Below are 22,590 nucleotides of genomic sequence, written 5' to 3'. Positions count from 1 at the left end.
TCGAAAGATGTGAAGTTCAGATGACAGAAGACTTGATCCTTGCCAATGCCACGCTGGTGCTTCCGCACGAGACCCGGATCGGCAGCGTGAAGATCGCAGGCGGCGAGATTGCCGATATTGCCGGAGGAACTTCGGTGCCGCCGGGGGCTGTCGACTGTGACGGCGACTATGTCAGCCCGGGCCTGGTTGAGCTGCACACCGACAATCTCGAGCGCCATATACAGCCGCGGCCCAAGGTGAACTGGCCGCATGCCAGCGCGATCATTGCGCATGATGCGGAACTGGCCGGCACGGGCATCACCACGGTGTTTGATGCAATGCGGGTGGGCTCGATCAGCCGCAAGGAAAGCCGCTACGGCGCCTATGCCCGCGGGCTGGCCAGCGAACTGCTGGAGCTGAGAGCTGCGGACGCGCTGAAGATCTCGCATTTCCTGCACTTGCGGGCCGAAGTGTGCTCGGACTCGCTGGTGGAGGAGCTGGAGGCTTTCGGCGCCGCCGACCGGGTCGGCCTGGTCTCCCTGATGGATCACACGCCGGGGCAGCGGCAGTTCCGGGACATTTCCAAGCTGGAACAGTATGTGAAGGGCAAGCACGGGTTCGATGACGCCGCATTCCAAGCCCATATCGCGCATCTGAAGGAGCTGCGCGACACATATGGCGACCTGCATGAAGCGGAGGCGGTGAAGGCGGCCAAGCGGTTCGGCGCGGTGCTGGCGAGCCACGATGACACCACGGCAGGGCAGGTGGCGGTTTCGGCCGGGCACGGTATCCGCCTGGCCGAATTCCCGACCACGGCAGAGGCGGCGCAGGCCTGTCATGCCCATGGCATCAAGGTGATGATGGGCGCGCCCAACCTGATCCGGGGCGGTTCGCATTCCGGCAATGTCGCGGCGCATGAACTGGCGGAACTGGAACTGCTGGATATCCTGTCATCGGATTACGTGCCGGCTGCTCTTCTGATGGCGGCGATCCGGCTGGGCGGGCTGTGGGGCGACATGGCCCGCGGTCTGGGCACAGTGACCCATGCCCCTGCCGGTGCGGTGGGCCTGGACGATCGCGGCCGGCTGGAAATCGGCAAGCGCGCCGACCTGATACGGTTCCGGGAGACAGCAGGTGTAGCGGCGCTGCGCGGGGTCTGGTCGCGCGGGCTGCGGGTGGCCTGAGACGCCGGGCGGACGGAAGCGGTGAAGCGCCCGGCCGTTCCGGGCGGGCGCTGCCTGGCCCTGGGGCCCGGGCCGGTTTCAGCCGGCCCGGTAGAACATGTAGCGCCCGGGGGCGATGCCTGCCGGTCCGTCCAGCTCCTCGAATTCTGCCAGCGGCTGGCCCGAGACGATGAGGCCGCCGGGGGCCATGACACGGGCTATGGCAGGCGACAGGGCGGCGGCTTCGGCAACGTCCTTCTCCTTGATCCCGAACCCGAAATCATAATGCGCCAGGGCGATCTTCCGGCCTTCGGAGGCAAGCCGTTCCAGCATCGGTTTTGCCTCGCCCTGCAGGAAATCCTGTTCAGGCGGCACGCAGGACGGGTGGCACTGCAGCACCCGGTCGATCACCCAGATGCGCCGGTCCGGCAGGGTTTCGCGCAGATGGTCATAGGTGCGCCCGTTGCCAAGTCCCATGTCCAGCACGTCGCCACCCAGTGCGCTGACTTGCTCTGCGGCCCAGTTCAACCCGTTGCGCTGGGCGGTGAGGCGGCGGAGCATTGAATCCAGGCGGCTCATTCAGGACATCCTCTCATCATAGATCCAGGCTTCGGCGGGGCCGTCTAGCAGGCGTCTAGCAAGCGCGGCGATGAAGTCCCAGGTGGCCGTGTCATGCACCAGGTGATGGGTCAGCAGGCCGTAAGGTTCGCCGTTGTCCGCTTCGCCGGTGCGGCGGTCGCGCAGCTGGCGGGCAACCTGGGCAATCAGCTGCTCCGGCGGAAGCAGGCTGCGGCTCCCTTTCCAGTCGACCGGATCCAGATGGGTGTTCACCCGCAGCAGGCCGGGGGCAGGTTTTGCGGATTTGCGGGGAGTGAAGGTGGAGATGGCCGTGTATCCGGAGCCGGCCAGCCAGGTCAGCATGTCCGGGCTGATGCGGTTCCAGGGCGGCACGAACATCGCCCGCAGGCTGGCGCCGAACAACTCCTGCAGCGTGCTCAGGCCGCGTTCGGCGTCCTCCAGCATTTCCTCCAGCGGGCGGTGCGCGCCGAATTCAGCCTTCTTTTCTCCGGCGGGGGCGTGGTTCTGATGGGACCAGCCATGCACCACCGGGATCAGCTGCGGATTGGCGGCGGCAAAACGGCCAAGATCGGGCGTGGCGCCATGCGGAATGACGGCAACATGCACGGGCAGATCAAGGCGGGCGGACAGTGCAGCAAGGCGTTCCAGTTCGGTCGAGTGGGACATTGCGTCGTCGTCCCGCCACCACAAGGGCAGGGTCAGTCCCGCCTCCTGCCAGTGTTCCAGCTCCCGGTTCAGTCCGCTCCAGTCCAATGTCATCCGCGCCCTCCTGCCAGTTCCGCAGCAATCTCCACGGTCCGGGCAGCGCCGTCAAACCGGAAACCGCCTGCCACCCGCGGCGGCGCGCGCAATGCCGCTTTGACCGCAGCGCATAGCGCAGTGGGGGTGAGGGCCGCGGTTTTGACCACCTCAAAGCCGTTCAGCGGGGCAAGGCTGGCGGCGCGCAGGCCCTGTTCGGTCTCGTTTCCGGCATCGAAGGGCACCAGCACCGCAGGGGTTCCGGCCTGCAAAAGGTCCAGCGCGGTGTTGTACCCGCACATGCTGACGGAGGCCGCCGCATGGGAGAGCATCTGGCGGAAATCCTTGCGCGCGGGTTCAAGGACGGCGGGGGAGCCCGCGGCGGAAAATCCAGCAATCCGGTCCGCCGCGTCGGCGCCGCCCACCAGCAGGCGCCAGGGGGTGTCCGGCATCAGTCTGGCGGCGTCCAGCGCCGCCCGGTAGAGCGGCGTTCCGACGCTGCCGCCGCCCGCACTGACCAGAACTTCGCCGCGGCCTGCCTGTTCCGGGTGGGGGCCGGCCGCGGAAGGCGCGACATAGCCGGTATAGCGCAGCTTGGCGGCCAGCATCTCCGAGACGGGCCAGCTGGTATCGAGCCGCGTGGCGGCCGGGTCGGAGTGGACCAGCACCGCGTCGTAGAAGCGGCCGATCACCGCGTCGGTCTTTTCGGCCTTCTCCGGTTTGGATGGCGGCGCGAGGATGTCGCGGATCGACGACAGCACCACCGGGGGCCGGGGCATCGCGCGGGCGGCTTCAAGCAGTGCAAGGAACTCCTGGCGCAGGGAGCGGCGGCCAAAGGGGTAGAGCTCGGTAATCAGCACATCGGGTTGCATGTCCCGCAGCGCAGCACACACCGCGGCCTGGCGGCGCCCCAGGTAGCTTCCATCTGCCGGATACCCGTCCTCCCCCAGCAACCGGGTGAAATCCACCCCGTCAGAGCGCAGCGGCGGCAGCTGGGTCACAGCGACCCCGTCCGCGTTGAGCTGCGGCGCCGGGAACCCGCCCGAGACGACGCGAACCTGATGTCCGGCAGCCGCGAAGGCACGTGCGAGTGTCAGCGCGCGGGACAAATGCCCGGTGCCCAGCAGATGAGTGACGGCGATCAGGGTTTTCATCACGTTTCCTCGCGAATCAGCCGCACGGGTTCCGTCCAGGGGATAAGGGCGGGACCGTCGATTTCGAGCACAAACAGGCGGTTGCGCTTGATGCGGAACGGGGCAGGGCCCTGAAAATCCCAGCCATGCGCCCGGGCCAGGATCATCCGCATGATGCCGATATGGCACACCGCAACCGTATCCTGTGCCAGCGTGCCGAGCCAGGGGTCTATGCGGGCCCAGACCTCTGCCGGGGTTTCGCCGCCGGGCGGGCGGTAGTGCCAGCCCCACTCCTCGATATCGCGAAAACCGCTGTCCGGGTCTGCCTTCAGGTCCAGACCGTGGCGGCCCTCCCAGTCTCCCCAATTCATCTCGGTCAATTCGGGAGCGATGCGGGGCGGGCGGCCTGCAACCAGTTCGGCGGTCTCTGCCGCCCTTTGCAGGGGGCTGGACCAAAGGTCTGCCCGCGCCCACTCTGCGGGCAGGCTGCAGCGGCGCAGCTCCTCCCGGGCCTGTTCGTCCAGTGGAATGTCGCTGCGCCCCTGGATGCGGCCCGCGCGGTTCCAGGCGGTGTGGCCGTGGCGCAGCAGAGCGAGCCGGATCATGCGGAACCTTCCAACAGCGGTGTGACGGTGCGCCAGAACCGCAGAGCGGCCGCCGGGGCGAGGTGGTTGCGGGCAATGAACGCCCGGGCCTGCGCGGCGTGCTCCTTGCGCAATTCCGGGTCTGCCAGCAGGGCTCCCGCAAGGCGGGCCAGCGGAGCAGAGCCCTGCTCCGGGTCCGGGTAGCTGCCGGGTTTCAGCACGTCCCGGACGCCGGACCGGTTCTGGGCAACAACCGGCAGCCCGTGCGCCTGCGCCTCAAGATAGACCATGCCGAAGGCTTCATTCATACCGGGCCACAGAAACAGGGCGGAACGGGCATAGGCTGCAGCCAGTTCTTTGCGGGAAAGCTGGCCGAGAAAACGGACCTTGCTGCCAAAGGGGGCCATCAGCGCTTCCACGTCCGGGCGGGCCGGGCCGCCGCCGGCAATGTCCAGCCTCCAGCCGCCGGGCATATGGGCAAGGGTCTCCGCAATGATGCGGTAGGACGCCAGCTTGTCGCCTGCCCGCATCATGCCGGCAGCCAGCATCGGCCCGTCCAGAGCAGATGCGGCGGGCAATTCATCGGCCGGCAGGAAGGGGGGTAAACGGGACAGGGCCTGATTGCCGCAGCGGTCGCGGTCCAGCGCAAAGCGGTCCTGCTCGGTGAAGTAGAAGATCGCCGCCGCGGCATCGGCGGCGGTGTGGGCGGCTTCGGCAAAGCTGCTCCATGGGCCGGTCAGCCGTTTCCTGGCGCGGGTGGATTCGATCTGCACATAGGGAATGCCGCGGGCGCGCGCCACTGCGGGGCCGATCAGATCCGGGGCCTTGTAATAGTTGTGGTATGTGACCCAGAGATCCGTTTCGGGCATATCTGCGATCAGCCTTGCAGATGCCGCCGCCGCCTGCCGCCGCAGGCGGGCCTGCAGTTCTGGGTCTGCATGTTTGTCATGGGTCCGCAAGTCACAGGCCAAGCGGACGTCTGCTCCGCTGCTGCTGAGCAGCCCCATCAGGTTGCGGGCAATTTCGCGGTCGCCGGAGGGCACCGGGTGGTGCGGCGGCTTCATTGGTGCGTAGAAGGCAATCCGCTTTCCGGTTCCCGGCTGCATGGGGTTTCAGCTGCCCCGCAGCATTGCGGTTAGCCGTTTGGACAGCTGAGCAATGCCGGGGTCCATGCCGAAATCGTTGCGCAGGCGGTTCAGTGCGGATTCTGCCATTCCGGCCAGCTTCCGAGGGTGCCGGGCAGCAAAAAGCAGGGTTTCGGCCAGAGCTTCCGGGCTGTCCTCACTTAGCAGCCCATGAGTGCCGTGGGTGATGAACTCGGGGATGGCCGAAACCGGGGTCGACAGGACCGGCAGGCGCTGGGAGGCGGCCTCCATCAGCACGTTGGGCAAACCATCGCGGTCGCCGTCTGTGGCGATCCGGCTGGGCAGCACGAACAGATCCGCGTGACGCATCGCCTCGATCACTTCCGGCTGGTCGCAGGCACCGTGCCAGGTGATGGAGCTGGCGATTCCCGCCTCTTCGGCCATGCCTTGCAGCAGCTCTCCCAGCCCGCCGCCGCCGATATGGGTCCAGTGCCAGTCGAGCCCGGCAGGCAGCAGCGCCAGTGCGGCGATCAGCCGGTCAAAGCCCTTTTTCTCCACCAGACGGCCGACGGATATGAAGTGTATCGGGTCCTGCGGCTGGCGCGGGCGGCGCTCTGGCGGGGCGGGGAAGCGGGAGAGATCAAGCCCGTGATAGATCAGGTCAACCCGGTCCGGCGTATCGGCCATCTGCTGCAAATGCCTGGCGCCGAAACCGGTGCAGGTGGCGCCAAATGCCGCGCCGTGATGGGCGGCTGAGAGCTTTTCGGTGATCTCCCAGTCCGGCGAGGTCCAGATGTCCTTGGCGTGTGCGGAGAAGCTCCAGTGCAGGCCGCGCATGATCGCGGCATAGCGGGCAACCGACGAAGGTGTGTGCAGGAAATGCGCGTATAGCCCCAGCACCTCCGCGGGCATTTCGGCCGCCAGCACGCAGGCCTGGCCAAAACGGCGGATGCGGTTGGGTGTCAGGTCGCGGCGCAAGTCCGCACGCCAGATGCGGTAGGCCTCGGCGTAGCCGGGCAGGGAGTGTGCAACGGCCCGGGCGCGCCAGACCCGCTCCGGCTCTTCATAGAGGTATTCGGGCAGATAGTTCACGCGGGCCTGCAGCTGCGTGTGCAGCGGGTGGCGCTTGATGTCGGTGGGGTGGCGCAGCGACCAGATTTCAAACTCGTGGCCGGCTGCCTCCAGGGCAACCAGTTCCTGCGCGATGAAGGTTTCGGACAGCCGCGGCCAGCCCTTGACCACAACTGCAAGGGGCGGGCGCGCATTGCTCATTCGGCGGCCTCTTTGCGGGTGTCCTGCAGCAGGGCGGCAACCCGGCGGGTCACATAATCCAGCCCGCCCAGAAGCCCTTCGGAACCGGCGGCAGAGGGCGGCCTCTGGTTGGCCAGCGCGCGGATTGCCTTGGCCAGGGCAGGGGCGGTCCAGCCGTCGCGGGTCTCGTCCAGCATGGTGGTCAGGCCCAGCTCCTCGGCCCGGCTGGCACGGATCCACTGTTCCAGCCGCGGCGTGGTGCGGGGCACGATCACCGCGGGTTTGTCAAAGGACAGAACCTCGCAGAAGGTGTTGTAGCCGCCCATGCAGACAACCCCCTGGGCGCCGGCAAACAGGGTTTCGATCTGCGATTCAAAGCCAACGGCAGTGACCCGGCCATCCAGCCGGGCGACACGCTGCTCGAAGTCCTCACGGGTTTCGCCGGACAGGAACGGGCCATAGACCAGAACCGCGCGGGGCGACAGGCCCGGGTCAGCCTCATAAGCAGAAAGCACCAGGTCCACCATCATCTCGCCGTCGCCGCCACCGCCGGGGGTCACCAGCAGATAGGGCTGCTCCGGCGGGTCGCCGACCTGGCCGAGGTCGCGGCGCAGGTAGCCGGTCCAATGCATCCGGGCCTGCATTTCGGCGGTGAAAGGCAGGCCTGCGGTGGGATTGTAAACCCGTCTCGGCCCGTAGACCCAGATCTCGTCGTAGAAATCCCGGGTCGCCTCAACCGCGTGCTTGCGCTCCCATTCGGCAGCCAGCACCGCGGGCTCGTCCAGCACGTCGCGCAGGCCCAGAACGATCTTGCAGCGCCTGCGGGATTTCAGCAGGTCGAGCGCAGGCATCAGCTCGCCGCGGAACCCGGTCGGCTCCTTGTCGGCGATCAGCACGTCTGGTTCGTATTGTTCCACCGTCGAGCGGATCAGCCCGGCGCGCAGCTCGGCAGTTTCCTCGATGCTCATGCCCATGGTGCGCGAGGCATAGGAGCCGTCGGAGCGCTTGATCACGCCCGGCAGGCGGACATGGTCCACCCGGGTCGGGAAAGAGAACCGCCCCGCAACCGGGGAGCCGGTCAGGATCAGTGCGGAGGCGTCCGGATTGGCTGCGGTGATAGCGCCTGCCAGTGCCCGCGAGCGGCGCAGGTGTCCCAGCCCGAAAGTGTCGTGGCTGTAGAACATGACCCGCGGCCCGCGCGTGCCGGTTCCTGCCGCTGTCTGAGTGGTGCCTGTTTTTGTCATTGGATTGCCTGACCGGGTTGCCTGACTGCGCCCGGCTGGAGCCCGGTTCCGGCGGCGCGGGGAGCCGGACAGCCGGTGCTGCCGCTCGTTCCCGGGCGCGTGCTCTTGTGCTCCGCCATCATCCGCCTCAGCTTGCATGCCCCGCAGCCGGCTGCGGCGGGGGCATGTTCAGTATTTGCCTGTGCCGCTTCCGGTCCTGGCGGGTCCATGCCGGGCCGGAGATCTGCAGCTGCCCGCCATAGAGCGGATATCTGAATTTGTATAGCCCGGAGCCTGTGCGCATGCAATCATGCGCCTTTGTTGCATAACGCACAGGAAATTGCGGCCGCGCCATTTGCGCAACGCTTCGGTGCGTGATTAGTTTGATACAAGTTTCCAAAAGGATAGGCGGCCATGCTGCAAGTTGTTTTCCGGTTCCTGTTGTGCAGCCTTCTGAGTTTCGGGCTGACGGTTCACGCCAGCGCGCAGGAAAGTGAGGCAAGCGGAGCGGATGCGCTGTCCAGGGCGATCGAACAGGCCGCGGAAAGCGGCGTCAGCGTGGTTGTGGTCGACAGTCGCGGCCAGCTGCTGACTGCGCCGCCGGATGCGGAGGAAAGCCACCCGGCTTCTGACGTGATGGAACAGCCTTCAGTGTTGATGAAGGCGCAGTCCAGGGTCGCTGCCTTCCGAGCGGAATTGAACAGCCGGCTGGAAGCGCTGCCCTATTCGATCTTCGAGATGCAGTACATCCTGCGCCAGACCAGCCCGGACGGGCGCATCGCAACCTATGTTGAGGTGCTGGGCTGGAGTGTGCTGTTCCTGCTTATCGGCCGCTGGCTGTCCACGGAGATCTACGGAAAGCGTTTCGCCAAACGGTTTGTGGTCGCGCGGATCCGGGAAGTCCCCGAAGGCTACCAGGACAAGATGCCGTTTCTGGTCTTCCGCTTTCTGATGGGGGTCGGTGCCACGGTTTTTGCTATGATTTTCGCGGCGCTGGTTTCATACCTGATTTTCGGCCCGTCCGGTGACCCGTCCATCGAATTCACGGTCACGGCAATCTACACGGCATTCTTCCTGGCGCGTACCGTGTCAGACCTGTGGCGGATGGTGCTGTCACCCTTCCTGGCACAGTACCGGATTCCTGTTTTTTCGGATCGCGACGCCAAGCGGCTGTATATCTGGGCGTCATTGCTGGCGACATATGACATCTCCTCAACCCTGTTCGCCACCTGGGTCGGAGATTTCGGCCTCAACTACAACGTCTATGCGCTGGTCTATGGCGTATTGGCCTTGGCAGGCACGCTGGGCAATCTCTTGATGGTGCTGGTGAACGGGCGCGCGATCTCCAATGCCATCCGCGCAGGCCGGGCGCCGGAGGACTGCTCCTGGCTGGTGCGGGTTCTGGCTGTGGCGTGGGCTCCGGTCCTGATGGCCTACATGGCCTTTGGCTGGCTGAAACTATCCTTTGATCTGGTTCTGGAGAAAGACATCTCGATACCGCTGATGGCGGGCAGCTATTTTGTGCTGACCACGATCCTGGTTGTGTATGGCGCGATCAACTATTTCATCGAACGCTACTTCAGCCGGACCCGCCGGACCCGCAGGGGGCAGGCCGCTGCGCCGGAAGATGACTCAGCCGGGGAAGAGACCGCGCCGGACGCAGGTGCGGCAGGGGATCCGGAACCGGCGGCTTCGGAACAGGCGGCCGCAGGCGGTCTGGCAGAAGAAACAGCAGGAACAATGCCAGATGCTGCTGTGCCGGCAGCGGAGGGTGAGGCCGGCGATGACGGTATCTCCAGGCCTGCAAAGCACCCGCTTGCCACATGCGAGGACCTCGCCCGCAGAGTTGCGGGAATCCTGGCCTTTGTGGTTGGTGCCTATTCCTTGGTGATTGTCTGGAACCCGAATGCCAGCTGGACAGAGTCAGCCGCTGCCGAACGGGCGATTGATGTAACCGTGATCCTGTTCATTGGCTATATCGTTTACCACCTGTTCCGGATTTGGATCGACAGCAAGATCGATGAGGAGGTCGGCGACGTTCCCACAGCGGAACTGGGCGACGAAGGCGGCGCGGCGGGTGCCAGCCGGCTGGCAACCTTGCTGCCGCTTTTCCGCGGCGCGATCCTGGCGGTGGTTCTGGTTTCAATCGTGCTCATCCTGCTGCTGGAGCTGGGAATCAACGTCAGCCCGCTGTTTGCCGGCGCCGGCGTGGTTGGCCTTGCAGTTGGATTCGGGTCGCAGACGCTGGTGCGGGACATCTTCTCGGGCGCCTTCTTCCTGATTGATGACGCGTTTCGCAAAGGCGAATACATCGACATCGGCGATGTGAAGGGCACGGTGGAGAAGATTTCTGTCCGCTCCTTCCAGCTGCGCCACCATCTGGGCGCGCTGCACACCATCCCCTTTGGCGAAATCAAGGTGCTGACCAATTACTCCCGCGACTGGGTGATGATGAAGCTGCCGCTGCGGGTCACCTATGACACCGATGTGGAGAAGGTCAGGAAACTGATCAAGAAGCTGGGGCAGCAGTTGGTGGACGATCCGGTTGTCGGGCACACGTTCATCCAGCCGTTGAAATCGCAGGGTGTCATCGAAATGCAGGATTCGGCGATGATCATCCGGGTGAAGTTCATGACCAAACCGGGAGATCAATGGATTGTCCGCAAGCGGGTGTATCAGGAAATCCGCGAGCTGTTTGCGCGTGAGGGGGTCAAATTTGCCCATCGCGAAGTCACCGTGCGGCTCGCACCGGATCAGGCGGACGAGATGACGCCGAAGCAGAAGGAAGCTGCCGCTGGTGCCGTGCAGGCGGCCATTGACGATGATCTGCTGGAAGAGATGGGTGGGCCCGGCAGCGACGACCGCTGAGCAGGCGGCGAGACCGGATCGCTCCCGCCCCGCGCCGGACCGCTTGCGCGCTCCGCTTGGGGCTGGGCGTGGCGCCACGCTGCCTGCGGCGGAAGGACCGGGAACCAGAAAGACGCAGAAACCACCCAGGCAGGCTTCTTTCTGGTTCAAAATACTCCGGGGTGAATTGGCCGCAGGCCAAGAGGGGCAGCGCCCCTTCTGTTTGGTTACCCTGGCCAGCAGGCCGGGGCGCTGCAGCAGCTGGTGGCGGGCAGGTCCCAGCGCATCGCGGCGCTGTCCAGGCTGAGTGGTGCAGCAAGGCGGTGGCCAGGGCCCCAGCTGCTGTTTTCGACTTCCCGGCCGAAGTCGCTGTCTGCCGGTTCGGTGAACTCCGCGCCAGCAGCCGTCTTTTCCATCCCGGCAAGCAGCTCAGCCGTGCGCGCAAGGGAAAGGCGGGCTGCGGGCACCGCAGCTCCCCGAGCCGCGGACGCAAGCGCTGACAGCACTGCCGCCGCCATCAGATATCCCGTGGCATGATCCATCGCTTGTACCGGCAAAGGGTGCGGATTGGCCGTTCCGGCCCAGTTCCGGCCTGCATCGGCAATGCCCGTGCTCATCTGAACCAGGCTGTCAAAACCCCTCCGCGCGGCCCAGGGGCCGGTCCATCCATAGGCATCCAGGGTTGTCTCCACGGCGTTTGGTGCAATCTGGCGCCGGGCTTCCTGATCATACCCCAGCCCGTCCAGCGCGCCGGGGCGGTATCCATGCACCAGCACATCCGCTTGGGCCAGCAGGTGTTCGAACAGCAGCCGGTCCTCGCCCTTGGTCAAATCCAGCGCGGCCATGCGCTTGCCCAGGGAGATGTCGGTGATCACCCCCGGCTCGTCCCAGCCGGGCGGGTCGATGCGCAGTACTTCGGCTCCGAACCCGGCCAGGGTGCGGGAGGAGACCGGCCCGGCAAGAACACGGGTGAGATCCAGCACTCTGAGACCCGCCAAGGGGCGTTCGGCGGTTGCTTGCGGCCGGTCCCGCAGCTGAAGAGGACGGGGAGAGACCCAATGGATCAGCGGTTCGGCTGCCACGGCGCGCCCCTGCGGATGGTTCAGCCAGTCCGCGCGGCTGCGCATGGCCGCAGCCACGCCCCCTGCGGCCACAATTTGGCTCTCGAGGCTGTCTGCCTGCCAGTGCTTTACCGCGGCGGTCACGGCCTCGCGCCCGCCCGCGCAGCCAAGCACCTGCAGAGCGGCACGGCGGTGGTGCGGCAGGTTCGTGTGCAGGCGGATCCAGCCGTCCCGGGTCCCATATGCGCCCGCAATCGAATCCCACAGGCTGGGCAGCGTCCAGCCTGCGGGCCGGAAGCTGCTGCTGAACCAGAGCGAGGCCAGGCGCTGGTCCACGGAGACTTCCGGCGCTGCGGGAGCCAGGTTCAGCGCTGCGATCAGCCGCGCCAGCTCCAGCCCGACGGCAGCGATGGAGGCATTGGCCAGTTCGGTCACGGCAAAGGCACTGTGCCAATGGCCGGTGCCGGTGAGGCGGAAGGCATCGGGTGCGGGCAGGGCAGAGATCAGGGTCATTGCTGATAAGGGTCCAGGCTGTCCCGCAAACCGTCGCCGAGAAAATTGAAGGCCAAGACGACTATGACAATCGGAAGCATCGGTATTGCCGTCCACGGGTAGATTTCGATCGAGGCGAGGTTCTGCGCGTCATTCAGCATCACCCCCCAGCTGACCGCCGGTGCGCGCAGGCCGAGGCCGAGGAAGGAGAGCGCCGTCTCGCCCAGGATCATCGCCGGGATCGACAGGGTTGCCGAAGCGATCAGGTGCGACATGAAATTCGGCAGCAGATGCTTGCGGATCACCCGGCCGGAGGAGGCGCCCATCATCTCGGCCGCGCGGACGTATTCCTCTTCCCGCAAAGAGAGGAACTTGGCCCGCACTGACCGGGCCAGGCCGGGCCAGTCGAGAATGCCGAGGATGATCGAGATGATGAAGAACACCGCAACCGGCGACCAGTTCGACGGCACCGCGGCGGAGAGCGCCAGCCACAGGGGCAGCTCCGGCAGGGAGCGCAGGATTTCGATCACCCGGTTGATCAGCCAGTCGGTCCTGCCGCCGAAATACCCTGCCACCGAGCCGAAGAAGATGCCCAGCACGAAAGAGACCGAGATCCCGATCAGGCCCACGGTGAGCGACAGCTGAGCGCCATAGGAAACCCGGCTGAAGATGTCGCGGCCCAGCCGGTCGGACCCCATGATGAAGATCGTCGCCTCTTCGGTCGCGCAGAACAGGTGCCGGTTGCTTTCGATGAAACCAGCCAGATTATAGGTGCTGCCTTCACAGAAGAATTTGAGCTTTAGCGGGCGCGAAGTGTCGGGTTTGAACTCCCACTGAAAAGTCTCCAGGTTGGCCTCGGATGTCATCGGGTACACGAAGGGGCCGATGAATTCGCCCTCGTGGAACAGCTTGATCGACTGCGGCGGAGAAAAAAGATGCTCTGAGAAGCGGTGGTTCGGTCCGTAGGGTGCGATAAATCCGGCAAAAGGAATGAGCAGGTAGGCGACCAGGAGGAAAATCCCTGAAACCAGTCCCAGCTTGTGGGTCTTGAACTTGCGCCAGACCAGCAGCCAGTTGGGAGCGTCCAGGTCCTTGCGCTCCAGTTCCAGAAGCGAGGCCTGCGGGTCGAAGGGCTCATCATCGACATAACGTCCATCAGGCAGCTGGGTCATGCACCACGCCCCTCATAGCGAATTCTCGGGTCCAGCAGCACCAGCAGCACGTCCGAGACCATGGTTCCGATCAGGGTGAGCAGGGCGACGAACATCAGCACGAAGCCGGAGAGGAACATGTCCTGGGTTTTGAGTGCCGTCAGCAGGGTCGGGCCGATGGTCTGCAGCCCCAGCACGACGGACACCAGAACCGAACCGGAGATCATAGCGGGAAGCAGGTTGCCGATATCGGCGACAAAGGGGTTGAAGGCCACCCGCAGCGGGTATTTGGCCAGCATGCGGGAGGGCGCCATGCCCTTGGCGATGGCGGTTTCCACATAAGGCTTGCCCAGCTCGTCCAGCATGTTGGCGCGCAGCCGCTGCATCATGGCCGAGGCGCCTGCGGTGCCGATCACGAAGGTTGGCACGATCAGATGCACAAGGATGGATTTCACCTTCTCCCAGTTCATCGGCACACCTTCGAATTCAGGCGCCATCAGACCGCCGATCGGCAGGTCGAACCAGCGGTGGCCGTAGTAGAACAGGATCAGCGCCAGCAGGAAGTTCGGGGTGGCAAGCCCCAGATAGCCGACAAATGCCGTGGTGTAATCGATCCAGGTCCGCGCCCGGGCCGCGGCCAGAACCCCCAGCGGCAGCGCCACCGCATAGACAAACAGAACCGCGGCCAGATTCACCAGAACGGTCAGCCACAGGCTGTCGCCGACGATATCGGCGACGGGGCTGTCGAACTCGAAGGACCAGCCGAAATTTCCCTGGATCATGCCCGAGAAACCGTGCGGGCCGGGCATGAACCCCATCCAGATCATGTATTGCTGCCACAGCGCTTTATCGAGGGCGTATTCCTTGCGCAGGAATTCCGCCTTGGCGACGCCCGCGGACTGGCCAGTGGCCTGCAGCTCGGCAATCTGGTTGGACAGATAGTCGCCCGGCGGCAGGTTGATGATGGTAAAGACCAGCACAGACACCACCAGCAAGGTGAGCAGCATGGTGCCAAAGCGGTAGATCGCATAACGCAGTATTTCCATCAGCCCCGGCCATCCTCGAAAAAGAACTCATCCGGACGGTAGAGGCCGAAATGCGCACCGGGGTCCCAGGCCCAGATCGCCTGTTCCGGCACGTTGCGCAGGCGGTTGCTCACCACCACCGGCTGCGGTGCAGCGGCGACCACGCCGATGGCAAAGACCTGATCGGCGTGAATTTTCAGCATGGCGCGCCAGGCGTCGGCGCGTTGGGCATCGGTGGTGGCCATGTTCCAGTCCTGCAGCAGATCCATCAACTGCTGGGCCGGGGCCATGTCCGGGGGCTCGCCCGCGCTGCCGCCGGTCTGGTAGTACTGGCCCCATTTCGGCCAGGACAGGAACACCTGATCGGTCGGCGCCAGATAGGCGGGCGAAGTATAGGCCTGCGGCAGGCCGTTGTCCCAGCCGAACCAGGCCGAGGCCATGGTGCTGCCGGAAAACACCCGGTTGCGCAGGATGTCGCGATCCAGCGGCCGCATCACCAGCTTGACACCGACATCGCGCCAGTCGTCGGTGATGATCTGCAGTGCGTTCTCGACTTCCTGACGCTCGCCTGCGGTTTCCACCACCAGCTGCATCAACCGCCCGTCCGGCAGGTAACGGATGCCATAGCCGTCCCTTTCGGACAGCCCCGCCTCGTCAAGCAACTGGTTTGCCAGGGCCGGGTCGAACTGCGCCCAGGCCTCGCGCAGGGCCGGGTCGAAGAGCTCGCTTTGCTCCAGCACCGTCATTGCACCGGGTTTGGCCAGGTTGAAATAGAGTGCGCGGTTTATGGCGCGGCGGTTTATGGCCAGTGACAAGGCGCGCCGCACCCGCACATCACGCAGGATATCCCGCCAGACCTGGTCGCGGGTGTTGAGGTTGGGGTAAATGGCGATCTGCGAGGCAGCACCGTTGCCCCACAAGTAGGTTTTGTAGCCTGATCCGTCTTTCTCGCCCTTGCGCAAGATCGGGATATCCCGGAAATCCAGCCCGCGGGCCTGCAAATCCGCCTCGCCGGCATTCGACTTGGCCGCGACCAGGCCGGGTGTCACGATCTCCATTTCCACCGTGTCGATATAGGGCAGTTGCACGCCTCGGCTGTCGATCCGGTGGTAATAGGGGTTGCGCACAAACTGGTGGCGGATCTTCTTGCCGGGCGAGGCGTTGATCCAGGGCTGCAGCGTCGGAAGCTCGTGGTTGTCGAACTTGTACATGTTGTCGTATTTGTTGTGCAGCGCCGCCCAGCTTTTGACCCGGGCGTAGTCCACTTCCTCCGCCAGCGTTTCGGGGTCGGCATAGTCGGCATGGAATTGTTTCAGATATTCCGCGGGCCGGTAGATGAACGGCGGCCGGGCCTGGGCCAGCATGTGCAGGAAACTGGGGTTCGGTTCGTCCCATTCATAAATGATGGTGGTCTCGTCCGGAAAGCTCACCCTTGGCAGCTTGCCCATCACCCTCAGGAAATCCGGCGGGCCGGCGGGGCTCAGCAGCTCATTTTTGGCGACATCTTCCCACCAGTAACGGAAATCGGCCGACGTGAAGGGGGCGCCGCTGGACCAGCGGTGGCCGGGGCGCAGCTTCAGGGTGAAGCGGCGGTTCCTTTCATTCACGAAGCTTAGCAGGATATCGGGCTGCAGCCTGTAACTTTCGTCGTATCCGGCCAGCCGCGCATAGCCATAGACCACCATTTGCCGGATGTCCTTGGAGCGGGTGACCATGGTGTTCAGGGTGCCGCCCTGTGTGCCAAATTCCCGGCCTTTCGCAGCCAGGTCCACCACCAGCGGCACCTCTGGCAGCCGCTTGGCAGCAGGCGGCAGGTAGCCGGCCTTCACCTCCGCGCTCCAGAAGCTGCTTTCCTGCACCTCAGGGCCGGCGAGGGCGGACAGCGGCGCAAGGCCGAGGGCGGCAGCCAGAAGATATTTCAGGGCATCAAGCATGGCAGCGCACCTTGTGGCCGGGTTCCAGGTGCTTCAGGTTCACCAGGGCCGGAGCCCGGGCGCCGTCAAAGCGGAAGGCATCGGGCCAGCACTCCGGTGATCCCGCACCCTGAGCCACCAGTTTCAAGTCGATTGGCCGGTCGATGTCGGGTTCCGGCTGGGCCGCTATCAGCGCCTTGGTATAGGGATGCTGGGGATTGTAGAACAACGTCTCCGGCGGCGCCTGCTCGACAATCAGTCCGCGCCGCATCACCGCCACTTCATCGGCGATCCGGGCCACCACCGCCAGGTCGTGGCTGATGAACAGGTAAGACAGGTTCTGCTGGTCGCGGATTTCCTCCAGCAGCCGCAGGATCTGTTCCTGCACCGACACATCCAGCGCCGAGGTCGGCTCGTCGCAGACGATCAGCGCCGGGTCCAGCATCAGCGCGCGGGCGATCGAAAGCCGCTGCCGCTGGCCGCCTGAGAACGCATGCGGGTAGCGTTTCAGCATGTCCGGCGACAGGCCCACCAGACGCAGCATTTCTGCCGCCTTGTCGCGCCGGTCCGCGCGGCTGCCGATGCGGTGGATATCCAGCGGTTCCATCAGGGTGTCCTGAATGCGCATCCGCGGCGACAGCGACGAATAGGGATCCTGGAACACCATCTGCGCCTGGCGCTGAAAGGCTGTGCGGGCTGTGCGGTCCATGCTGTGGACGGCGACCGGAGGCTGGTTCGGGTCGGGACGGAACAGCACCTCGCCGCCAGGATCGGGCTGCTCCGCCCCCAGGGCGATCCGCGCCGCGGTGGTCTTGCCGGAGCCGCTTTCGCCGACAATCGCCAGAGTTTCACCGCGGGTCATCTGGAAATCTATCTCGCGGCAGGCATGGATCAGAGTGGGGGCCTGCCAGCCCTTGCTGGCCCGGAGCGTGTAGGTCTTGGAAACCGACTTCATCTCCATGATCAGGTCTTCACGCGAGGGCGGGATCGCGACGATGGCTTCATCCGGGATTTCGGGCGCCGCGCCGAACAGCGCCTTGGTATAGGGGTGCGCCGGGGAGCGCAGCATGGGTTCGGCGGGGCCGGATTCCATGACCCGCCCTTTGTGCATTACCACCACCTGCTCGGCCATATTGGCGACGACGCCCAGGTCGTGGGTCACCAGGATCATCGCCATGCCGGTTTCACGCTGCAGTTCCTTCATCAGCCCCAGCACCTGCGCCTGGGTGGTCACATCCAGCGCGGTGGTCGGCTCGTCGGCAATCAGCAATTCCGGCTTGGCCACCATCGCCATGGCGATCATCGCCCGCTGCCGCATCCCGCCCGACAGTTCGAACGGGTAGGAGCGATAAGTGCGCTCCGGCTCACTGAACCCGACCCGTTCAAAGCACTCCAGAACCACCTTGCGGGCTTCGCGCTCGCTTGTGCGGCCATGCAGCCACAGCACCTCCGAGACCTGGTTGCCGATCCGGTGCAGCGGCGACAGCGACCGCATCGGCTCCTGAAAGATCATCGCAATGGTATTGCCGCGCACATCCCGCATCCGGCGTTCATCCAGCGTTGCCAGGTCCATCTTGCTGCCGCGGGTGTCCAGAGTGATACGCCCGGACCGCAACTGCGCCACCTTTGGCAGGATACGCAGGACGGCCCGGCAGGAGATCGTTTTGCCCGAGCCGCTTTCCCCGACCAGCGCAAGCGTCCCGCCCGGTTGTACGGCAAAGCTCACGTCCTTCACGACGGAATCACCCTTGCCGAATCCGATGCTGAGATTTTCGACGGACAGCAGCGGACGCATTCAGATTTGCCCGCCCGGCGGGATCAAGGCACTCATGAGATCGTGTTTTCCCCTGTTTTTTTGCCTCACTTTCGCGCGCCGGAGGCGGTTTAGTCAAACCCCATTTGGCCGGAGGCCCGCGCCGCAAGGGCAAATATGGGGCGCTCTCGCGGTTCTCCATTGCTCTGCGCCGGCCGGCTGGCCCCTGTCCGCTTCGGTTTTCGACGGTTCCGGCCATTGGCAGCAGGGCATTATCACAAACGGTAACATGCGCGTGCAGACCTGGGTTCAGATGCCAGCCTCCGGCCGCAGCGGGGAGCAGAACGGCTGTGGCCCGCAGGCCACTCGGGTTTTGCCGCAAATGCGGGTTTGCGGGATTGCAATGTTGGCGCCGGCAGGCCGCCCGGCATAGGATGGCCGGAAATGAGAATTTCCCGAAAGGTCCCACATGGCGCAAAAAACAGTTCTGCACCGCGACGATCCGGAGGCCGAGCCGCTTGTCGGGAATATCAAAGTCACCCGCAATGACTGGCTGAACGTGGCAATGGATGTGCTGATCTCGGACGGGGTGGAGCAGGTGAAGGTGCTGGCGCTGGCCGAGCGGATGCAGGTCTCGCGCTCGTCCTTTTACTGGTATTTCAAATCCCGCCAGGACCTGCTGGATGCGCTGCTGAAAACCTGGGAGCAGACCAACACCGCCGGCATGGTGCGCCAGGCCGAGGCGCCGGCCAAGGCCATTACCGGCGCGGTGCTGAATGTGTTCCAATGCATCGCGAACCCCAACCTGTTCAACACCGCGCTGGACTTTGCTGTGCGCGACTGGTCGCGCCGCTCCGGCAAGGTGCGCAGCCTGCTAGACCGCTCGGACCGGCGCCGGGTCGAGGCGCTGACGATAATGTTTCAGCGCTACGGCTATCCGGAGCGCGAGGCGATGACCCGGGCCAAGGTGCTTTATTACATGCAGTTGGGCTATGACATGGCCGATCCCAACGAAAGCCACACCCACCGGCTGGAAGTAACGCCGGAATACCTCAAGGTGTTCACTGGGCGCGAACCGCTGCCGGAAGAAATGGACGCATTTACCGAGTTCACCAAGCAGCATTGGGACGTCTGAGCGGCAGCCGGCTGGTGGCCGGCGGCCAGGGTCACAGGCTGCGGAGAAGCACGTCTGCCTCAGTGCGGATTTTCCTGGCGGCCTCAAGCCGGACCGGGCCATAGCCGCGGATGTCCATCGGCGCCTTCAGCACATTCAGGCAGTTGTCACGCTTGTCCGAGGTGTAGCGGCTGGCAATCATGTCCAGCGCGGCCTCAAACCAAATCAGCAAGTCGCGGTGCAGCCGGGCTTCCTCGTGGTAACCAAAGATGTTGAAGGCGGAGCCGCGCAAGGCCTTGCCCTTGGCCAGCAGGTTCATCGCCGGGCGCAGCCAGGCGCCGAAGGCGCGTTTTGCCGGGCGTCCCCGCGCATCCCGTTTCCAGTTCAGCAGCGGCGGGGCGAGGTGGTAATTGACGCTGAAATCCCCCTCGAACTCCTCCTCCAGTTGGTGCCGGAAAGCGTCGCTGGTCAGCAGCCGGGCGACCTCATATTCGTCCTTGTAGGCCATCAGCTTGAAAAGCGAGCGCGCCGCTGCGGCCGTGAGTTCCTCTTGCTCGTCGCCAGGCAGCGCGTCGCGGAACCGTTTCAGCGCCGCGGTATAGCGCCGGGCATAAGCCATATTCTGGTACCCGGTGAGGAATGTGGCTCGCCGCTCGATCAGTGCTTCCAGAGTCTCAGTTTTTTCGGGCTTCTCCTCAAAGTGGCCGGCAACCAGTTTCGGATCTGCAGCCATTGCCCGGCCGATGGCAAAAGCCAGCCGGTTCTTTTCAATGGCCACGCCGTTCAGCTTGATCGCTTGATCCAGCGCCCCGGCGCTCACCGGCACCAACCCCTTCTGCCAGGCAAAGCCCAGCATCATCACGTTGGCCAGCACTGCATCGCCCAGCATCTTCTCCGCCGCCTCATTGGCGTTGAAACCGGAGAGATTCTGCGGGCCCACAGCCTCTGCGATGGTCCGTTCCCGCACACCTGCCATCAGGTCGGCATCGCGGCGCAGCACCAGGTCGCCAGTGGGCATCTCCGCCCGGTTCAGCACCACCCGGGTGCCGGCACGGTAATGGGCGGAGGCCTTGGGTGCCGAGCTCACCACCACGTCGCAGCCAATGACCGCATCCGCGCTGCCCTGGTCAATCCGGACCTGGTTCAGCGTGTCCGGAGTCTTGGACAGGCGGATGTAGCTGAGCACAGTGCCGAATTTCTGGGCAAAGCCGGTGAAGTCCAAGACACTCGCGCCCTTGCCCTCCAGATGCGCGGCCATGGTGATCAGCGCGCCAACGGTCACAACGCCGGTTCCGCCGACCCCGGTGACCAGCAGATCGAACGGCTCCGCAAGCGAGGGCAGTCCGGGTGCGGGCAGCTTGGCGGTCAGCGCGGCGGCGTCCAGTCCGGAAGTCTTCTTCTTGCGGCGGGTGGCACCTTCGACAGTAACAAAAGAAGGGCAGAAACCGTTCAGGCAGGAAAAGTCCTTGTTGCAGCTGGACAGGTTGATCTTGCGCTTGCGTCCGAACGGCGTCTCCTTGGGCTCGACGCTCAGGCAGTTCGACTCCACCGAGCAGTCGCCGCAACCCTCGCAGACCAGATCGTTGATGAAGGCAAAGCGCTTGGGGTCCTCCATCTTGCCGCGCTTGCGGCGGCGGCGCTTTTCGGTGGCGCAGGTCTGCTCGTAGATCAGCACGGTGACGCCGGGGATCTCCCGCAATTCCCGCTGCACCCTGTCCAGCGCGCTGCGGTCATGGAACGTGGTGCCCGCCGGGAAGCCGCCGCGGCTGAACTTGCCGATGTCGTCAGAGACCAGGGCGATCCGCTCGACCCCTTCGGCGCGGCAGGTCTGAGCGATGCCATGCACGGAGATAGGCCCGTCCACCGGCTGGCCGCCGGTCATCGCGACCGCGTCGTTATAGAGGATCTTGTAGGTGATGTTGGTGCCCGCCGCGACCGCCTGCCGGATCGCCAGTGAGCCGGAGTGATACCAGGTGCCTTCGCCGAGGTTCTGGAACACGTGCTTGTTGCCATTGAACTGCGAGGCCGCGGTCCAGGGCACCCCTTCGCCGCCCATCTGGGCATAGCCTGCGGTTTCGCGGTCCATCCAGCTGGCCATCACATGGCAGCCGATGCCGGAAAACGCCTTGGACCCTTCCGGCAGCTTGGTCGAGGTATTGTGCGGGCAGCCGGAGCAGAAATAGGGCGTGCGGGTGGCGCCGGGCACGTTCAGCACTTTCGGCGGCTCGGCAACCAGCGCGGCGGCTTTGGCCGGCAGGTTTTCCTCGGGGAAGAACTTGTCCAGCCGCGCCGCCACGATCGGCGCCAGAAGGAGCGGGCTCAGCTCACCGGTCCAGGGGATCAGCGGCTCCCCCTGGCTGTCGTATTTGCCCACCATCTTCTCCGGCTTGCTGCCGGGCCAGTCATAGAAGTTTTCCTTGAACTGGCTTTCGATGATGCCCCGCTTCTCCTCGACGACCAGCACCTCCTGCTTGCCCTTCACGAATTCCAGCGCATCGGTGCGGTCCAGCGGCCAGACCATGCCGACCTTGTAGATGTCGATACCCAGGCGGCGGCAGGCGGCCTCGTCCAGCCCCAGCAGGCGCAGCGCCTCCATCAGATCGAGATGCCCCTTGCCCGTTGAGACAAAGCCGAACCGTGCTTCCCTGATGTCGTAGATCCGCCTGTCGATCGGGTTGGCCTCGGCAAAGGCGCGCACGGCGTCCAGCTTGGCGTGGATGCGGGTTTCGATCTCGGGCGAGGGCAGGTCGGCACGGCGGATATGCAGCCCGCCTGGATACTCCGGCAGTTCCGGGTAAATGAACTTGCGGTCCGGCCGCAGCTCGACCGAGCGCGCGCTCTCCACGGTTTCCGACACCGCCTTGAAGCCGACCCAGGTGCCGGAGTAGCGCGACAGGGCAAAGCCGTATTCGCCGAAGGTCAGGTATTCGGACACATCCGCCGGGTTCAGCACCGGCATGAACCAGGACATGAAGGCGACATCCGACTGATGCGGCATCGAGGAGCTGACGCAGCCGTGGTCGTCGCCGGCCACCACCAGCACACCGCCCTTTTCCGAAGAGCCATAGGCATTGCCATGTTTCAGCGCATCGCCGGAGCGGTCGACGCCCGGCCCCTTGCCGTACCACATGGAGAACACGCCCTCGACCTCGCACTGCGAGTCCAGCACGGCCTGCTGGGCGCCAAGAACGGCGGTGGCGCCCAGATCCTCGTTCACCGCGGGCATGAATTTGATCCGGTTTTCCTGCATCCGCGCCTTGGCGCGCCAGAACTCCAGATCGACCCCGCCCAGCGGCGAGCCGCGGTAGCCCGACACAAAGCCTGCGGTGTTCAGCTCCGCTTCGCGGTCGCGGCGGGCCTGGTCCAGCATGATGCGGGCCAGCGCCTGGGTGCCGGTCAGGAACACCCGGCCCCTGGTCATGTCGTAACGGTCGTCCAGCTTGTAGCTGCGGAAGTCGTGGCTCAGCTTGGTCATCGCGGCGGGAATCCTTGCGCGGAG

The 22,590-nt window shown here is 64.9% G+C and carries 16 protein-coding genes; 3 read left to right on the top strand and 13 right to left on the bottom strand.

The genetic code is table 11. The features are described 5' to 3' along the window. The first annotated feature begins 20 nt into the window (after positions 1-20). On the top strand, positions 21-1,163 hold the full coding sequence (locus OKQ63_RS17160) for an alpha-D-ribose 1-methylphosphonate 5-triphosphate diphosphatase (protein ID WP_264211249.1): 1,143 nt from the start codon (positions 21-23) through the stop codon (positions 1,161-1,163). A gap of 78 nt (positions 1,164-1,241) precedes the next feature. On the opposite strand, the gene OKQ63_RS17155 is transcribed toward OKQ63_RS17160, so the two are convergent. From OKQ63_RS17155 to OKQ63_RS17125, 7 genes are read right to left on the bottom strand one after another with little or no spacing between them, the layout of a single operon-like run. Next, the gene (locus tag OKQ63_RS17155; protein WP_264211248.1) at positions 1,242-1,721 is read right to left on the bottom strand and encodes a class I SAM-dependent methyltransferase; all 480 of its coding nucleotides are present in this window, start codon (positions 1,719-1,721) and stop codon (positions 1,242-1,244) included. After that, entirely contained in the window at positions 1,722-2,480 is a 759-nt protein-coding gene (locus OKQ63_RS17150; protein ID WP_264211247.1) for a polysaccharide deacetylase family protein, read from the bottom strand. It abuts the gene before it with no gap. Then, on the bottom strand, positions 2,477-3,613 hold the full coding sequence (locus OKQ63_RS17145; RefSeq protein WP_264211246.1) for a glycosyltransferase family protein: 1,137 nt from the start codon (positions 3,611-3,613) through the stop codon (positions 2,477-2,479). The genes OKQ63_RS17150 and OKQ63_RS17145 overlap by 4 nt, the downstream gene beginning before the upstream one ends. Then, on the bottom strand, positions 3,613-4,197 hold the full coding sequence (locus OKQ63_RS17140) for a histidine phosphatase family protein (RefSeq protein ID WP_264211245.1): 585 nt from the start codon (positions 4,195-4,197) through the stop codon (positions 3,613-3,615). Before OKQ63_RS17140 ends, OKQ63_RS17145 begins: the two co-directional genes overlap by 1 nt. After that, positions 4,194-5,282 (bottom strand): glycosyltransferase, encoded by a 1,089-nt coding sequence (locus OKQ63_RS17135; protein ID WP_264211244.1) that lies wholly within the window; start codon positions 5,280-5,282, stop codon positions 4,194-4,196. The genes OKQ63_RS17140 and OKQ63_RS17135 overlap by 4 nt, the downstream gene beginning before the upstream one ends. 6 nt (positions 5,283-5,288) lie before the next feature. After that, a complete protein-coding gene (locus OKQ63_RS17130; protein WP_264211243.1) occupies positions 5,289-6,533 on the bottom strand; it encodes a glycosyltransferase family 4 protein in 1,245 nt (414 codons plus the stop codon). Next, complete coding sequence (locus OKQ63_RS17125) at positions 6,530-7,756, bottom strand: glycosyltransferase family protein (protein ID WP_264211242.1); 1,227 nt, start codon at positions 7,754-7,756, stop codon at positions 6,530-6,532. Before OKQ63_RS17125 ends, OKQ63_RS17130 begins: the two co-directional genes overlap by 4 nt. A 393-nt stretch (positions 7,757-8,149) precedes the next feature. On the opposite strand from OKQ63_RS17125, the gene OKQ63_RS17120 reads away from it, so the two are divergent. Next, a complete protein-coding gene (locus tag OKQ63_RS17120) occupies positions 8,150-10,603 on the top strand; it encodes a mechanosensitive ion channel family protein (RefSeq protein ID WP_264211241.1) in 2,454 nt (817 codons plus the stop codon). Positions 10,604-10,809: 206 nt separating this feature from the next. Here OKQ63_RS17120 and OKQ63_RS17115 read toward each other — a convergent pair whose 3' ends face one another. From OKQ63_RS17115 to OKQ63_RS17095, 5 genes are read right to left on the bottom strand one after another with little or no spacing between them, the layout of a single operon-like run. Continuing rightward, positions 10,810-12,156 carry a CoA transferase gene (locus OKQ63_RS17115; RefSeq protein ID WP_264211240.1) on the bottom strand — a complete coding sequence of 449 codons (1,347 nt, stop codon included), beginning with the start codon at positions 12,154-12,156 and terminating at the stop codon, positions 10,810-10,812. Further along, positions 12,153-13,307, bottom strand: coding sequence for an ABC transporter permease (locus OKQ63_RS17110; protein WP_264211239.1), 1,155 nt, complete (start codon positions 13,305-13,307; stop codon positions 12,153-12,155). The genes OKQ63_RS17115 and OKQ63_RS17110 overlap by 4 nt, the downstream gene beginning before the upstream one ends. Next, positions 13,304-14,332 carry an ABC transporter permease gene (locus tag OKQ63_RS17105; RefSeq protein WP_264211238.1) on the bottom strand — a complete coding sequence of 343 codons (1,029 nt, stop codon included), beginning with the start codon at positions 14,330-14,332 and terminating at the stop codon, positions 13,304-13,306. The genes OKQ63_RS17110 and OKQ63_RS17105 overlap by 4 nt, the downstream gene beginning before the upstream one ends. Continuing rightward, complete coding sequence (locus OKQ63_RS17100; RefSeq protein WP_264211237.1) at positions 14,332-16,245, bottom strand: ABC transporter substrate-binding protein; 1,914 nt, start codon at positions 16,243-16,245, stop codon at positions 14,332-14,334. The genes OKQ63_RS17105 and OKQ63_RS17100 overlap by 1 nt, the downstream gene beginning before the upstream one ends. Then, on the bottom strand, positions 16,238-18,019 hold the full coding sequence (locus OKQ63_RS17095; RefSeq protein WP_264211236.1) for an ABC transporter ATP-binding protein: 1,782 nt from the start codon (positions 18,017-18,019) through the stop codon (positions 16,238-16,240). Before OKQ63_RS17095 ends, OKQ63_RS17100 begins: the two co-directional genes overlap by 8 nt. 427 nt (positions 18,020-18,446) lie before the next feature. On the opposite strand from OKQ63_RS17095, the gene OKQ63_RS17090 reads away from it, so the two are divergent. After that, on the top strand, positions 18,447-19,112 hold the full coding sequence (locus tag OKQ63_RS17090; protein ID WP_264211235.1) for a TetR/AcrR family transcriptional regulator: 666 nt from the start codon (positions 18,447-18,449) through the stop codon (positions 19,110-19,112). 31 nt (positions 19,113-19,143) lie between these two features. On the opposite strand, the gene OKQ63_RS17085 is transcribed toward OKQ63_RS17090, so the two are convergent. Further along, complete coding sequence (locus OKQ63_RS17085; RefSeq protein ID WP_264211234.1) at positions 19,144-22,566, bottom strand: indolepyruvate ferredoxin oxidoreductase family protein; 3,423 nt, start codon at positions 22,564-22,566, stop codon at positions 19,144-19,146. Positions 22,567-22,590: the final 24 nt, after the last annotated feature.

Origin of the sequence: Leisingera thetidis (assembly GCF_025857195.1) — a bacterium.
GTDB classification, from domain to species: domain Bacteria; phylum Pseudomonadota; class Alphaproteobacteria; order Rhodobacterales; family Rhodobacteraceae; genus Leisingera; species Leisingera thetidis.
Note: the sequence above shows the minus strand (reverse complement) of the source record. Positions and strands in the feature narration are given on the sequence as shown.